Below are 13,961 nucleotides of genomic sequence, written 5' to 3'. Positions count from 1 at the left end.
GCCGGCCCGGGGGCCGGGGGGCTCCACCTCAGAGGGGGAGGTCTTCCAGCATCTCGGTCACCAGGGCGGCGATCGGGGAGCGCTCGGAGCGGGTCAGGGTCACGTGGGCGAACAGCGGGTGGCCCTTCAGGCGGTCGATCACCGCGGTGACGCCGTCGTGCCGGCCGACCCGGAGGTTGTCCCGCTGCGCGACGTCGTGGGTGAGGACGACGCGGGAGTTGGTGCCCAGCCGGGAGAGCACGGTGAGCAGCACCCCGCGCTCCAGCGACTGCGCCTCGTCGACTATCACGAACGAGTCGTGCAGCGAGCGGCCGCGGATGTGGGTCAGCGGCAGCACCTCGATCAGCCCGCGGGCCACGATCTCCTCGACGACGTCACCGGAGACCAGGGCACCCAGCGTGTCGAACACCGCCTGTGCCCAGGGCGCCATCTTCTCGCCCTCGCTGCCCGGCAGGTAGCCGAGCTCCTGCCCGCCGACGGCGTACAGCGGCCGGAAGATCACGACCTTCTTGTGCGCCCGCCGCTCCATCACCGACTCGAGCCCGGCGCACAGCGCCAGCGCCGACTTGCCGGTGCCGGCCCGGCCGCCCATCGAGACGATGCCGATCTCGGGGTCGAGCAGCAGGTCGAGGGCGATCCGCTGCTCGGCGGAGCGCCCGTGCAGGCCGAAGGCGTCCCGGTCGCCGCGGACCAGCCGCACCTGCTTGTCCGGGGTCACCCGGCCCAGCGCGGACCCCCGGCCGGAGAGCAGCACCAGCCCGGTGTGCGTGGGCAGCTCCGCGGCGGCAGGCAGGAAGACCGTGCCGGCGTCGTACAGCGCCTGGACGTCGGGCTCCTCCACCGCGAGCTCGGTCATCCCGGTCCAGCCGGTGTCGACCGCGCCCAGCCCGCGGTACTCCTCGGTGTCCAGCCCCACCGCGGCGGCCTTGACCCGCAGCGGCACGTCCTTGGTGACGAGGCAGACGTCCCGGCCCTCGCTGCGCAGGTTGAGCGCGACGACCATGATCCGGCTGTCGTTGCTGTCGTTCCGGAAGCCGGGCGGGAGCACCGACGGATCGCTGTGGTTCAGCTCCACGTGCAGGGAACCGCCCTGCACGCCGACCGGCAGCGGTGCGTCCAGCCGGCCGTGCTGCACCCGGAGGTCGTCGAGCATCCGCAGGGTCTGCCGGGCGAACCAGCCGAGCTCGGGGTGGTCACGCTTGTCCTCGAGCTCACCGATCACCACCAGCGGGACGACGACGTCGTGCTCGTCGAAGCGCAGCAGCGCCCCCGGGTCGGAGAGGAGCACGGAGGTGTCGAGGACGTAGGTACGGCGAGTGCTCACGAATCGGCTCCCGTGGAGCGACACCCTGGTGTCAAGGCGCGCCCCGGCTCGAAGGTGACCGGGTCCCGGCGCAGGGGCCGGGACACGGCCCCTCTGGTGAACGAACTGCGTCGCACCAACCGGGCCTCCCGCGGAGGGCGAGGTGAGCTCGTCCTCCACCGCCGACGCTATGCCCTCACACCGACAGGAACACCCCCTTGACACGCACAGGGGTGAGACGAGACCTCCCGTTCGTCAGCTGGACTCCTGCCGGAAACGTCGGACACCGAACCACCAGCCCGCCACCCCCATCGCGACGGTGAGCGCGGCACCCCACCAGGCCGTGCCGCTGCCGTAGTCGCCGTCGAAGAAGGCGCGGGTGCCCTCGACGACGTGCTTCAGCGGGTTCACGTCGCTGATCGCCTGCAGCCAGCCGGGGGCCAGCGACATCGGCAGCAGGATCCCCGACAGCAGCAGCACCGGCAGGACGACGGCGTTGAGCAGCGGCGCGAAGGCGTCCTCGCTCTTCAGCGTCAGCGCGAGGGCGTAGGAGACCGAGGCGAACGCCGCACCCAGCAGGGCGATGACCACCAGGGTCAGCAGCACACCGACCAGCGGCGCGCGCAGCCCCAGCGGGATGGCGACCAGCACCAGCAACGTGCCCTGCACCAGCAGGACGACGACGTCGCGCAGCACCCGCCCCAGCAGCAGCGCGGTGCGGCTGGCCGGGGTGACCCGCTGGCTCTCGATGACCCCGGCCCGGTACTCGGCGATCAGCCCGAACCCGACGAAGAGCGCCCCGAAGATGCCGAGCTGGACCAGGATCCCGGGCACGAACACCTGGTAGGCGTTGCCGGCACCGAGCTGGACGGCGTCGGAGGTCAGCAGCGGGCCGAACAGCGTGATGTACAGGATCGGCTGCATCAGGCTGATCACCAGCCAGGCCGGGTTGCGCAACGACATCCGCATCGCCCGGGCGAAGACGGTGTAGGTGTCCCGGACCAGGTCGCTGGTCGCGGTGGCGCTGGTCGGCCGGGTCTCCGGCGGGGTCGCGATCGTGCTCATCGGGTGGCCTCCAGCGGCTCGGCGAGGACGGCGGCCGGCGCCCCGGTCTCCCGCAGCGACCGGCCGGTGAGGCCGAGGAACACGTCGTCCAGGCTCGGCCGGCGGCTCTCGATGCCGGCCACGGCGATGCCGGCGGCGTCCAGCTCACGGACCAGCGCGACCAGGGCAGCCCCGCCGTTCGGGGCGCGACCGACCACTCGTGGGCCGTCGACCTGGGGCGCCTCGGCCCCGGGCAGGGCGGCCATCAGACCGGCGACCTGCCCGGCCGAGTCCGCGTGCTCGGCGGTGACGGTCAGGACGTCGCCGCCGACGTCGGACTTGAGCTCGTCGGGCGTGCCGGAGGCGACGATCCGGCCGGAGTCGATGACCAGGATCCGGTCGCAGAGCGCGTCGGCCTCGTCGAGGTAGTGCGTGGTCAGGAACACCGTCGTCCCGCGCTCGGCGCGCAGACCACGGATGTGCTGCCACAGGTTGGCCCGGGCCTGCGGGTCCAGCCCGGTGGTCGGCTCGTCGAGGAAGACCAGGCCGGGGACGTGCACCAGGCCCAGCGCGATGTCCAGCCGGCGGCGCTGGCCCCCGGACATCGCCTTGGGCTGGCGCTCCCAGAGCCCGTCGAGGTCGAGCTCGCGGAACAGCTGCTTGCCGCGGGCGGTCGCCTCCTCGGTGCTGATCCCGTAGAGCCGGGCGTGGTCGACGACCTCCTCCCCGGCGCGGGCCTCGGGCGCGGTCGAGCCGCTCTGCGAGACGTAGCCGATCCGGCGGCGCACACCGACCGGGTCGGCGATCAGGTCGCAGCCGGCCACCGTGGCGGTGCCGGCGGTCGGGGTCAGCAGGGTGGTGAGCATCCGCAGCGTGGTGGTCTTGCCCGCGCCGTTGGGGCCCAGGAAGCCGACGATCTCGCCGGCCTCGACGTCGAGGTCCACCCCGGCGACGGCGTGCACCTCCTGCTTCTTCTTCCGGAAGGTGCGGGCGAGCCCGCGGGCGTGGATCACGCCGGGGATCCTCCACCGGCCCACCGACAGGAGTCGACCGGGTCCCGCTCCCGGCGGACGATCAGCGGCGGGCGCCGCGGCCCTCGCGGCGCGGCCGCAGCACCACCATCGCCCAGGCCGCCGGCACCAGCAGCACCGGCCACTGCAGCGCCACGTCGCCCAGCCACAGCAGCCCGGCCAGCAGGAAGAGGGCGATCCAGCCCGCTGTCCAGAGCCCCAGGGCCTGCCGCTCCTCCGTCGTCCCGCCCGCCACGAGGGTCAGGCGCCGGCCAGCTCGGCGGCGACGACCGCCGGGGTCAGCGGCTCGTCCAGGAGCCGCAGGAAGCGGTCGGCGACGGGCTGCCCGGCCGGCCGGGCGGCGAGCCACGTCGAGAGCAGGTCGTAGCCCTCGACGTAGGTGGAGATGTAGGCCCGCCACAGCGGGTCGGTGAGGAAGCGCAGCTGCTGGACGGCGCGGTCGTGGCTGACCAGCCCCCAGCGCTGCAGGTGCGCGATCACCACGTCCGGGTCGGCGCCGCGGTCGTGCAGCAGGATCGCGGCGTCCTGGCGCACCCGGTTCAGCGGCGCAGCCGCGGCGGCGACCCGCTCGGCCAGGTGCCCGTCGAAGCGCAGCCCCAGGTCACCGAGGACGTCGGCCGACCAGGGCCCCCAGCCGGCGCCGATCGCCGCCTCGACGCCGAGGTCGGCCAGCCCCTCGGCCATCAGGCACTCGGGGGTGTTGACCAGGAAGACGGTGTGCTCCAGGTGCTGGTCGCGCTCGACCAGCCCGCGCTCCTTGCGGCAGTGCTCGGTGTGGTGCCCCGGGTAGGACTCGTGCGCGACCAGGTGCGGCAGCTGCGCGAGCCGGTGCGGCAGGTCGGCGTTGATCGCGACCCGGGAGCGGTAGTCGCCCTCGTAGTAGTTGAACCCCGACCACGGCTTGTCGGTGACCACCTCATAGCGCACCGTCTCGGCCTCGGGCAGGCCGTACTGGCCGCGGACCCGGTCGCGGAGCGCGGAGGACAGCGCGTGCACCGCCTCCTCCAGCCGCTGGGGCGGGCACTCCTCCCGCCGCCGGTGCACCGCGTACCGCTCCGCCAGCGAGCCGCTGCCGGGCAGCAGCTGCTCGAGCTCGGCGTGCGCGGCGGCGTACTCGGCCGGGTCCCCGAGGGCGACCGACACCTGGAAGTAGGCCTCGACCTCGGCGATGAAGCCGACCGGCTCACCGCCCAGCTTGCGGGCCGTGCACTCCAGGCCGGTGAGCTGACCGCGCAGGTAGGCGGTCCGGAGGTGCGGCAGGGCGGCGGAGTCGAGCTCGGCCAGCAGCGCCCGGGCCTGGTCGCGCAGCTGGTGCGGCTGCGGCGCCGGTTCGTCGGCGACCTGCGCGCGCAGCCGCTGGTCACCGGTGTACGCGTCGACGAAGCCGGGCTCCAGCCGGTCGAAGCGCAGCCCCAGCCGCACGTACTCCAGGGGGACGTCGACCGCGCCGGCTGCCATGCCCCGAGTCTGTCAGCCCCCGGGCGCCGACCCGAGGAGGCCCGGGTCAGCCGCCGAAGCGGCGGTGCCGGGCGGCGTAGGCACGCAGCGCCCGCAGGAAGTCGACCCGGCGGAACTCCGGCCAGTAGACGTCGGTGAAGTAGAACTCCGAGTGGGCGGTCTGCCAGGTGAGGAAGCCGGAGAGCCGCTGCTCGCCGCTGGTGCGGATCACCAGGTCCGGGTCGGGCTGCCCGCGGGTGTACAGGTGCTCGGCGATCTGGTCGGCGTCGAGCACCTCGATCAGCTCCGGCAGCGTCGTCCCCCGCTGGACGTGCTCGGCCAGCAGCGAGCGCACGGCGTCGGCGATCTCCCGGCGGCCGCCGTAGCCGACCGCGAGGTTCACCGTCGCACCTGGCCGGTCCCGGGTGTCGCGCTCGGCCCGGGTCAGGACGCTGACGGTCTCCGGGGGCAGCAGCTCCAGTGCGCCCACCGCGCGCAGGTGCCACCGCCGGTCCGGGCCGGCCAGGTCACAGGCGACGCCCTCGATGATGCGCAGCAACGGGGTGAGCTCAGGAGCCGGGCGGGTCAGGTTGTCGGTGGAGAGCAGGAAGAGGGTGACGACCTCCACCCCGGCCTCGTCGCACCAGGAGAGCAGGTCGGCGATCTTGTCCGCGCCGCGGCGGTGTCCCTCGCTGACGTCCTCCAGGCCGATGGCCCGGGCCCAGCGCCGGTTCCCGTCGATGATCACGCCGACGTGCCGCGGGGTGTCGGCCCCGAGCAGCTCGCGCGCCAGCCGCTGCTCGTAGACGAGGGTGAGTGCGTCCCGGACCTTCGCGCGCACCCCCACGTCCTCACCCTAGGTCCCGCCCCCGGCCGTGGTCGGACCGCACGCCGGACCCGGCCTGCGCGTTCCCGCAGCAAGGTCACAGGCCGCCCGGGATGACGCGGTACCCACTGCTCCGTAACCTCGGCTCATGAGCGTCTCCTCAGACCGCGAGGACCACGTCCGGGTCACCGCCGACGGCGCCGAGCTCCAGGCGCCGGCCGACGAGGCGGTCTCCACCGTCCACGAGGAGGGCGAACGGGTCGAGCACCTCGAGCGCCAGGCCCAGTGGACCCGGGCGGAGCACGGCGACCCCGACCACCCCGACACCCGCCCGCGGATGCGGGGCTGGCTGCACCTGTTCGCGTTCTTCGGGTCGATCGTCGCCGCGGCGGTGCTCATCCCGCTCGCCGCCGTGCAGGGCGCCCGGGCCGGCTGGTCGGTGGCGCTGTACTGCGTCACCATCCTCGGGCTCTTCGGGGTCAGCGCGCTGTACCACCGCCGCCGCTGGTCACCGCGCGGCTGGAAGCTGATGAAGCGCGCCGACCACTCGATGATCTTCGTCTTCATCGCCGGCACCTACACGCCGTTCGCGCTGCTCGCCGTCCCCGAGCCGACCGGCTGGTGGCTGCTGGCCCTGGTCTGGGCCGGCGCTGCGCTGGGCGTGGCCCTGAAGGTCGTCTGGCCGCACGCGCCCCGCTGGCTGGGCGTGCCGATCTACCTGGCGCTGGGCTGGGCGGCGCTGTTCGTGATGGTCGACATCCTGCAGCTGGTCGGCGTCACCGCCATGGTGCTGCTGGCCGTCGGTGGCCTGCTCTACAGCGTCGGGGCGATCGCCTACGCGAGCAAGCGGCCCAACCCCTGGCCGGGGACGTTCGGTTACCACGAGGTGTTCCACGCGATGACGATCGTGGCCGCCATCTGCCACTACATCGCCGTCTGGTTCGCGCTCTACAACTCCCCGCTCGCCTGAGCCGCCCGGCCGCTCACGGCGTCGGCGGCGCCCCCGGGTCGGGCACCGGGGTCTCCCCCGGCACGGCCTGGGCCGGCTCCTCCGGCGCGCCACCGCTGGTGGGTGCGGTGCTCGGGAGCGGCATCGGGACGACGGCCTCCTGGCCGTACTCGTCCCAGCCCCGCACCTGGCGCTGCTGCGGATAGGCGTTGCCCGGCTGCAACGGCGCGTCCGGCACCGCCTCGACCTGGTCGCCGTCGAGCGTCACGTCGGCGAGGCCGTCGATCGGCCGCCCGTCCTGGTCGTAGAGCAGCACCCCGCGCAGCGGTTCGCCGGTCGAGGAGAACGGCAGGATGTTCGTGATCGGCGTGCCGTCCTCGTGCACCAGGTGGTCGGGCTGGGGGTCGTCGACGTACACCGTCTCGGCGGTGGCGACGCCGGGGCCCGCCGCCAGTCCGACCAGCGCGACCAGCGTCAGCAGCGCCAGCCCGGCGTTGGCCAGCGCGGCACGGCCCCCGGGCTCGCGCTGCTCCGCCCGGGCGCGCAGGCCCAGCCGCACCGACCAGGCGATGGCCGCGCCGGTGACGAGCAGGCCGATCGGGCCGAGCCCGAGGGTGGGCACCGGGAAGGACGTGCCGCCCACGAAGACCACGTCGACCGCGGTCACGGCGGCCCAGGCGCGCACCACCCACCACGCCGGGCGGAGCTCGGGGAGGAACGCCTCGACCTGCCGCACCGGCTCCCACGCCCGGGCCCGGCCGACCAGCTCGGTCAGCCCGACCCGGTCGTGCTCGGCCGCCGGCGCGGCGGGCAGGTCGGCGGCGGTCCGCAGCTCGTCGGCGTAGTGGCGAGGGGAACCCAGCCGGAACTCCAGCGGCGCATCGCCGTCCGCCGCCACCTCTGCCAGGTGGTCCTCGAGGTCCTCGAGCAGCTCCTCGCACCGCTCGGCCGGGACGTCGGTCAGCGCCGCTCGCACGGCCGCCGCGTACTCCCGCACCTCGGCCTGCCGGCCCACACTCGTCGCGCCGGTCATGCCGCCACCTCCGGATCGGTCAGCAGGGCCGCCATCGTGTCGGCGAAGCCGTGCCAGGTCTTGGTCGCCATCTCCAGCTGCGCCCGCCCGGAGACGTTGAGCCCGTAGTACTTGCGGTGCGGCCCCTCGGCCGACGGGACGACGTAGCTGGTCAGGTGCCCGGCGGCGTACAGCCGCCGGAGGGTGCCGTAGACCGAGGCGTCGCCGACCTCCTCCAGCCCGGCCGCCCGCAGCCGCCGGACGACGTCGTAGCCGTAGCCGTCCTCGCCGTCCAGCACCGCGAGGACGGCGAGGTCCAGCACCCCTTTGAGCAGTTGCGTGGTGTCCATCGACGTCCTCCGGGTTGGTCGGTGCACCGCACAGTACTGCGCAGAACGCAGTAGCGGCACAGCACCCGTCCGGCGCGCCGCCCGCCCGGCGGACTGTTCAGCTGAAGGGCGGGCGGTCGTCCAGGCGCACCGAGAGCCGCCCGGCCCGACGCCACAGTCGTGCGGTGAGGTCCCGGTCGGCGTCCGTGACGAGGTTGCCCATGACCCGCAGGGCCACGGTCATCAGCACCCGGGAGCGCATCCCCACCGGCCCGGCGGCCGGCAGGAACCGCGGCACGGTGAGCAGCCCGGCCAGTCGACGGGCGATGGAGAACGCCTCGCCGTAGTGCCGCCGCAGCGTCGTGGGCCAGGCCTGCGACCAGTCGTCCTCGTCGAACAGCTCGACCACGCTGCGACCGGTCTCCAGCCCGTAGTCGATGCCCTCGCCGTTGAGCGGGTTCACGCACCCTGCGGCGTCCCCGACCAGCGCCCAGTTGCGCCCGGCGACACCGGAGACCGCCCCGCCCATCGGCAGCAGCGCACTGGCGGGAGCCTGCACGGCGCCCTCGATCTGCCACTCTGCCCGCCGCTGGTCGGTGTAGAGCTCCAGCAGGGCGCGCAGCCCCACCTCGGCCGGGCGGCGCTCGGTGGCCAGGGTGCCGACGCCGACGTTGACCTCACCGCGCTCGGCCCCCAGCGGGAACACCCAGCCGTAGCCGGACAGCAGCTCCCCCTCGGCGCCGCGGAGCTCCAGGTGCGAGCTGATCCACTCGTCGTCGCTGCGCCCCGAGCGCACGTAGCCGCGCGCGGCCACGCCGTAGACCGTGTCGCGGTGCCACTCCCGGCCGAGCACCCGGCCCAGCGGGGAGCGGACCCCGTCGGCCACCACCAGCCGGCGGCAGCGGACCGTCGTCGTCGACCCGTCGGGACGGCGGAACACCACGGCACCCACCCGGTCGCCGTCCCGCTCGACGTCCACCGCCCGGGCGCCCTCCAGCGGGGTGGCCCCTGCGTCCAGCGCCACCGAGCGGATCCGGTCGTCCAGCTCCGTGCGCGGGACGGCGCCGCCGTGGTCGGGCAGCGCGCCACCGGGCCAGGGCAGCAGCAGCTCCTGCCCGAAGCCGGCCGCCCGCAGCCCCCGGTTGCGGCCGTGCGAGCGCACCCAGTCGCCGAGCCCGAGGCGGTCGAGCTCGGCGATGGCCCGGGGGGTCAGCCCGTCACCGCAGGTCTTGTCCCGGGGGAAGACGGCGGCGTCGGCGAGCACGACCTCGGCGCCGCCGCGCGCGGCCCACGCAGCGGCAGCTGCACCGGCCGGGCCGGCCCCCACCACGAGCACGTCGGTGTCGGTGGGCTCTGCGGTGTGGGGCACGGAGCCCAGTGTCCCCGATCCCCGCGCGGGCCCGGGGCGTCCTACTGGGGACCCCGGGCGCGCACCTCCTCCACGGCGGCCATCACCTGCCGCAGCTCGGCCAGCCAGTCCTCGGCGTGCTCGCCGACCAGTCGCACGGCCCAGACCAGGGCCTCGGACCGGGACCGGGCCACGCCGGCGTCGACCAGGGTGTCCAGGACCAGGCGCTCGGGCTGGCGCAGCCGGGTCATCACCGGCACCGACAGGGTGGTGAACAGCTCCCGGACGTCGCCGCAGGACGCGCCCCAGGCCACCGACCGGCCGTAGCGCTGCTGGGCGGCGTCGGCGATCGCCATCCGCTGACCGCGGGTCTGCTCGCGGAAGCGGGCGATCCGCCCGGCCCGGGCGGCCGCGGGGTCGCCGTCGCCGACGTCGGGCTCGGGGACCGACCCCACGACGGTGATCTCGTCACGGTCGACGACGAGCTCGACCGGGCCGGTGAACCACTCGTCGGGCAGCCGGCCGGCGAACCAGCCCGCGACCTCGGCGCGCTCGACCGGCGGCGGCGCGTCCGCCGCACGGCCACGGGCGCGCCCGCGGCCGGGGAAGCCCTCGGATGGGAAGCGGTGGTGTGCGTGCACGGTTCCTCCTCGTTCGGTACGGACACCATGCATCGTAATCTTGTAATCAGTTACTACCCGGCTCGTCGCTGCGCTGAGAGCGGACACCACCGCGACCCCGACCGCGTCGCGCAGGGCGGACGTACTGTTGAACGCTCGACGTCCGGCCCACCGCCGGACGACCATCCGCGGAAGGCACCAGTGACTGTCGGGAGAAAGCTCGCCGCCCTGGCCGGGGCGGTCACCGTCGGTGGCTTCGTCGTCTTCACGGCGAACTACGTCCCGCCCAACGAACGCGGCGTGGGTGCCGCGGACGTCGATCAGCTGAGCGGGACCCTGGTCGGCGCCGGTTCCAGCGCCCAGCAGGCAGCCATGCAGGGCTGGACCGCCGGGTTCAACGCCGTCCAGCCCGACGTCGCCGTCAGCTACGACCCCATCGGCTCCGGTGGGGGGCGCGAGCAGTTCCTCGCCGGCGGGACCGACTTCGCCGGCTCCGACGCCGCCCTCGACGAGGAGGAGCTGACGCAGGCCGCCGAGCGGTGCGGCCCCTCGGGCGTCTTCGAGCTGCCGAACTACATCTCACCGATCGCCGTCGTCTACAACCTCGACGGCGTCGAGGAGCTGGACCTCAGCCCCACCACGCTGGCCGGCATCTTCGACCGGCAGGTCACCCGGTGGGACGACCCGGCGGTCGTCGCGGACAACCCCGGGGCCGAGCTGCCCGACCTGCCGATCACGCCGGTCAACCGGTCCGACGAGTCGGGCACCACCGAGAACTTCACCGACTACCTCGCCGTCGCCGGCGGCGAGGCGTGGCCGCACGAGCCCGACGGCGACTGGCCGGTGGCCGGTGGTGAGGCGGCGCAAGGGAACTCCGGAGTCGTGGCCGCCGTCCGCAGCGGGCAGGGCGCCATCGGCTACGCCGACCTGTCCCAGGCCGGGGACCTCGGGGTGGCCCGCATCGGCGTGGGCGAGGAGTTCGTCGCCCCGTCGGCGCAGGCTGCCGCAGCCGTCGTGGAGAACTCGCCCCGGGTCGAGGGCCGTGGCGAGCACGACTTCGTCATCGAGGTCAACCGCGACACGACCGGCTCCGGCGAGTACCCGATCGTGCTGGTCAGCTATCACATCGGCTGCATGGACTACGCGGACCCGGAGGTCGCCGAGCTCCTGCGGGCCTTCATGACCTACGTGGTCAGCGACGAGGGCCAGGAGGCTGCGGCCCAGGTCGCCGGGTCGGCACCCATCTCCGACGGTCTCCGCCAGGAGGCCCTGACCGCGATCGACGCCGTGACCGCCTCCTGACGGCGGGCTCGCGTGTCGGCGCGACTGCGACACCTGCCTGGTCGCCGCCCGTACGATGACGGCTCCCGTCGACCCCTGGGGAGCTCCACCGCATGGCCCACGTCCCACCGGATCGCCGGCCGACTGCGCGGTTCCGCCGCCCGGCCGACGGGCCACCTGCGGACACCGCGTACCCGTTCCCGCCGTACGGCGACGAGCGGTACGGCCCGCCGCCGGACGCCGCCGGCCGACACCCGTTCCCGCCGGCTGAGGAGGACTCCCGTCCCCAGCGACGCTGGCGGCGCAGGGGCAGCGACGACGCGCCACCGCCGCCGGCCCCGGAGCCGGGCTCCGGGCAGTCCTGGCGCGACCGTCGCCCAGGCCGCCGCCGCGGCGCCCTCCGGACGCTCGCTCGGCTGGTCGCCGTCGTCTTCGTCGTCCAGGCGCTGGTGCTGGTGTCCCTGCGCTGGGTCGACCCGCCGACGACGGCGTTCATGGCCGCCAACCCCGGTGGCGCCGTCCAGCAGTCCGTGCCCGTCGAGCACGTCTCGCGGAACTTCCTCGCCGCCGTCATCGCCCATGAGGACGCCCAGCTCCCCTACCGCTCGGGGGCGTTCGAGTGGGGCGGGCTGATGGCCCGCGCGGAAGCCCACCTGCGCGGCGAGGACGACCCGTCCGGTTCGACCATCCCGCAGCAGGTGGCCAAGAACCTCTTCCTCAACCAGGAGCTGAGCGCCTGGCGCAAGGCGGTGGAGGCCGGCCTGGCCGCGGAGCTGGCGCTGGTCGTCGACGACCGGCGGATGCTCGAGCTCTACGTCAACCACGCCCAGTTCGGCCCCACGCTCTACGGCGTCTGCGCGGCCAGCTGGTACTACTTCGACACCCCGCCGGACACGCTGTACCCGGACCAGGCCGTCCAGCTCGCCGGCCTGCTGCCCTCCCCCGGGCACGTCCGCCGCGCCCCTGGGGGTGGGCTCGACTTCGACGTCGAGGACGGCCTCGGCTGGTTCTCCCGCTCGCACGTGGTCAACGCCCAGAACCGGCTGCCGGGCCACCTCGACCGGCTCGGGTTCCAGCCGGTCGAGGACCTCGGCGTCACCGGACTGGCCGCCGACGAGCCGGACTCCGGTGACGACTGCAGCGAGCGGCCCGCGGCGGTCGCCGACCTGATCGCCGCGGAGGGCACCGCCTGAGGACGGCGACGCCCGGCCGGCGTCCGCCGGCCGAGCCGCCCTCGGTTCAGCCGGTGACCTCGACCTCGATGTCGTCCCCGTCGAACGACCGGTGCCCGGCCGCCGGCAGCGCCTCCAGCAGCGGCTCCCGGTAGCGCCACACCGCGTCCTCGTACCGCCGGCCGGCGACGGTCAGGTGCTCGTAGCTCGCCACGCCCTTGTACGGGCACTCCGACGTGGTGTCGCTCGGCTCCAGGAACTCGGCCCGGACGTCGGGCTCCGGCACGTACCAGCGCACCGGCAGGCCGGTCTCGAACACCGCGATCGGCGCGGAGGTGTCGGCGACCACCTGGCCACCGACCCGGACCACCACGTGCCGGGACGAGCGCCGGGCGTCCACCCGGTGGAAGGGGTCGCGCGGGTGCGCGAGCAGCTGCTCGTCCTCGATCCACCAGGAGTCCAGGCGATCCAGGTCGAAGGAGAGGAGCCCGGCCAGCGGCGGGCAGCCGTCGATGGGCTCCGGGTAGGACCACGCCGCGTCCTCGACCCGGCGTCCGTCGACCTCCAGGTGCCAGTACCGGGCCTCGCCCTTGAACGGGCAGGTGGTGCGGGTGTCACTGGGCTGCAGGACACCGGCCACCACGTCGGTCTCCGGCAGGTACCAACGCGGCAGCAGCCCGGTCTCGTGCAGCAGCTGCGCACCTGTGGTGTCCACGACGGTGCGCTCGCCGGACACCCCGCGGATGCGCTCCTGCAGCGGGTGGAGGTACAGCGCGTGGGCGGGGGCGACCGACCACAGGTCGGCGTTCAGCTGTCCGGCCGAGGGCCGGGCGAGAGGACCGGTACCGAGGGTCAGCGACATGTCCCGACCGTAGGCGGATCCCGGGGTCGCCGCCCGGCCGCGGCGGGGGCTGTGACGCCTCGACGGCCGTACGAACGGGCAGTCACGAGATCGTCACGTTCAGCCAGCCCTGTGCGGGGGCACGACCAGGGACGACACCGAGGAGGATCGTCATGGACCAGCAACGAACGCGTTCGCGGACGCTCGTCATCGTGCTGCTCGCCGCCGTCGCACTGCTGGGCGGCACACTGCCGGCCCAGGCGACCAGCGGTCCGTACTGCGGGATCCGCTGGGGCTCGCTGCCCGAGAGCCAGCCGGCGGGCGCCTTCCCGCCGGGCACCGTCACCGACGTCCGCGCCGGGCAGCACCCGTGCTTCGACCGGCTGGTGGTCGACCTGGCTGCGGTCGGCGACACCGGCTACGACGTCCGGTACGTGGACCAGGTCGGCGCCCAGGGGTCGGGCACCCCCGTGCCCGTCGCGGGCGGCGCCGTCCTCCAGCTCGTCGTCCGCGCACCTGCTTACGACGGGTCGCGGACCCCCACCTACCTGCCCGACCGGACCCAGGTCGTCGACGTCGGTGCCGCCCGGACCCTGCGCCAGGTGGCCTGGGCGGGCTCGTTCGAGGGACAGACGTCACTGGCCGTCGGCACCCGGGCCCGGCTGCCCTTCCGGGTCTTCGTGCTCGCCGGTGCACCCGGGCACCCCGACGGCGCCCGCGTCGTGGTCGACGTCGCGCACCGGTGGTGAGGCCCGGCAGGGGCGACCC

General features: G+C 74.4%; 15 protein-coding genes. 4 read left to right on the top strand and 11 right to left on the bottom strand.

The annotated features are described in order from the left end of the window. Positions 1-28: 28 nt before the first annotated feature. The 6 genes from O2V61_RS03470 to O2V61_RS03445 form a co-directional block, all read right to left on the bottom strand. Positions 29-1,324: a PhoH family protein gene (locus O2V61_RS03470; RefSeq protein ID WP_269181938.1), complete on the bottom strand. Its 1,296-nt coding sequence runs from the start codon at positions 1,322-1,324 to the stop codon at positions 29-31. Between the two features lie 234 nt (positions 1,325-1,558). Then, the gene (locus O2V61_RS03465) at positions 1,559-2,368 is read right to left on the bottom strand and encodes an ABC transporter permease (protein ID WP_269181937.1); all 810 of its coding nucleotides are present in this window, start codon (positions 2,366-2,368) and stop codon (positions 1,559-1,561) included. Then, the gene (locus O2V61_RS03460) at positions 2,365-3,360 is read right to left on the bottom strand and encodes an ATP-binding cassette domain-containing protein (protein WP_269181936.1); all 996 of its coding nucleotides are present in this window, start codon (positions 3,358-3,360) and stop codon (positions 2,365-2,367) included. Before O2V61_RS03460 ends, O2V61_RS03465 begins: the two co-directional genes overlap by 4 nt. Before the next feature lie 61 nt (positions 3,361-3,421). Beyond that, on the bottom strand, positions 3,422-3,613 hold the full coding sequence (locus O2V61_RS03455; RefSeq protein WP_269181935.1) for a hypothetical protein: 192 nt from the start codon (positions 3,611-3,613) through the stop codon (positions 3,422-3,424). A gap of 5 nt (positions 3,614-3,618) precedes the next feature. Beyond that, a complete protein-coding gene (locus O2V61_RS03450) occupies positions 3,619-4,836 on the bottom strand; it encodes a DUF885 domain-containing protein (protein WP_269181934.1) in 1,218 nt (405 codons plus the stop codon). A gap of 46 nt (positions 4,837-4,882) precedes the next feature. After that, the gene (locus O2V61_RS03445; protein WP_269181933.1) at positions 4,883-5,656 is read right to left on the bottom strand and encodes an isoprenyl transferase; all 774 of its coding nucleotides are present in this window, start codon (positions 5,654-5,656) and stop codon (positions 4,883-4,885) included. A gap of 133 nt (positions 5,657-5,789) precedes the next feature. On the opposite strand from O2V61_RS03445, the gene trhA reads away from it, so the two are divergent. Further along, on the top strand, positions 5,790-6,611 hold the full coding sequence (gene trhA, locus O2V61_RS03440; RefSeq protein ID WP_269181932.1) for a PAQR family membrane homeostasis protein TrhA: 822 nt from the start codon (positions 5,790-5,792) through the stop codon (positions 6,609-6,611). A gap of 13 nt (positions 6,612-6,624) precedes the next feature. On the opposite strand, the gene O2V61_RS03435 is transcribed toward trhA, so the two are convergent. The 4 genes from O2V61_RS03435 to O2V61_RS03420 all read right to left on the bottom strand — a co-directional run bounded on the left by O2V61_RS03435 (position 6,625) and on the right by O2V61_RS03420 (position 9,920). Beyond that, positions 6,625-7,623 (bottom strand): HAAS signaling domain-containing protein, encoded by a 999-nt coding sequence (locus tag O2V61_RS03435; RefSeq protein ID WP_269181931.1) that lies wholly within the window; start codon positions 7,621-7,623, stop codon positions 6,625-6,627. Beyond that, complete coding sequence (locus tag O2V61_RS03430; protein ID WP_269181930.1) at positions 7,620-7,952, bottom strand: PadR family transcriptional regulator; 333 nt, start codon at positions 7,950-7,952, stop codon at positions 7,620-7,622. The genes O2V61_RS03435 and O2V61_RS03430 overlap by 4 nt, the downstream gene beginning before the upstream one ends. A gap of 97 nt (positions 7,953-8,049) precedes the next feature. Then, the gene (locus O2V61_RS03425; protein WP_269181929.1) at positions 8,050-9,300 is read right to left on the bottom strand and encodes a geranylgeranyl reductase family protein; all 1,251 of its coding nucleotides are present in this window, start codon (positions 9,298-9,300) and stop codon (positions 8,050-8,052) included. A 41-nt stretch (positions 9,301-9,341) separates the two neighbouring features. Next, entirely contained in the window at positions 9,342-9,920 is a 579-nt protein-coding gene (locus O2V61_RS03420) for a hypothetical protein (RefSeq protein WP_269181928.1), read from the bottom strand. Positions 9,921-10,100: 180 nt separating this feature from the next. Here O2V61_RS03420 and pstS point away from each other — a divergent pair, with 180 nt between their 5' ends. Both pstS and O2V61_RS03410 read left to right on the top strand, forming a co-directional pair. Further along, positions 10,101-11,201, top strand: coding sequence for a phosphate ABC transporter substrate-binding protein PstS (gene pstS, locus O2V61_RS03415; protein ID WP_269181927.1), 1,101 nt, complete (start codon positions 10,101-10,103; stop codon positions 11,199-11,201). A gap of 92 nt (positions 11,202-11,293) precedes the next feature. After that, positions 11,294-12,373, top strand: a complete 1,080-nt coding sequence (locus O2V61_RS03410; protein ID WP_269181926.1) for a transglycosylase domain-containing protein — start codon at positions 11,294-11,296, stop codon at positions 12,371-12,373. Positions 12,374-12,419: 46 nt separating this feature from the next. On the opposite strand, the gene O2V61_RS03405 is transcribed toward O2V61_RS03410, so the two are convergent. Then, complete coding sequence (locus tag O2V61_RS03405) at positions 12,420-13,214, bottom strand: DUF427 domain-containing protein (RefSeq protein ID WP_269181925.1); 795 nt, start codon at positions 13,212-13,214, stop codon at positions 12,420-12,422. A 152-nt stretch (positions 13,215-13,366) separates the two neighbouring features. On the opposite strand from O2V61_RS03405, the gene O2V61_RS03400 reads away from it, so the two are divergent. Continuing rightward, positions 13,367-13,942, top strand: a complete 576-nt coding sequence (locus O2V61_RS03400; protein ID WP_269181924.1) for an AMIN-like domain-containing (lipo)protein — start codon at positions 13,367-13,369, stop codon at positions 13,940-13,942. The last annotated feature ends 19 nt before the right edge of the window (positions 13,943-13,961 follow it).

The organism is Modestobacter sp. VKM Ac-2985 (genome assembly GCF_026967925.1).
In the GTDB taxonomy this organism is placed as follows: Bacteria; Actinomycetota; Actinomycetes; order Mycobacteriales; family Geodermatophilaceae; genus Modestobacter.
Note: the sequence above shows the minus strand (reverse complement) of the source record. Positions and strands in the feature narration are given on the sequence as shown.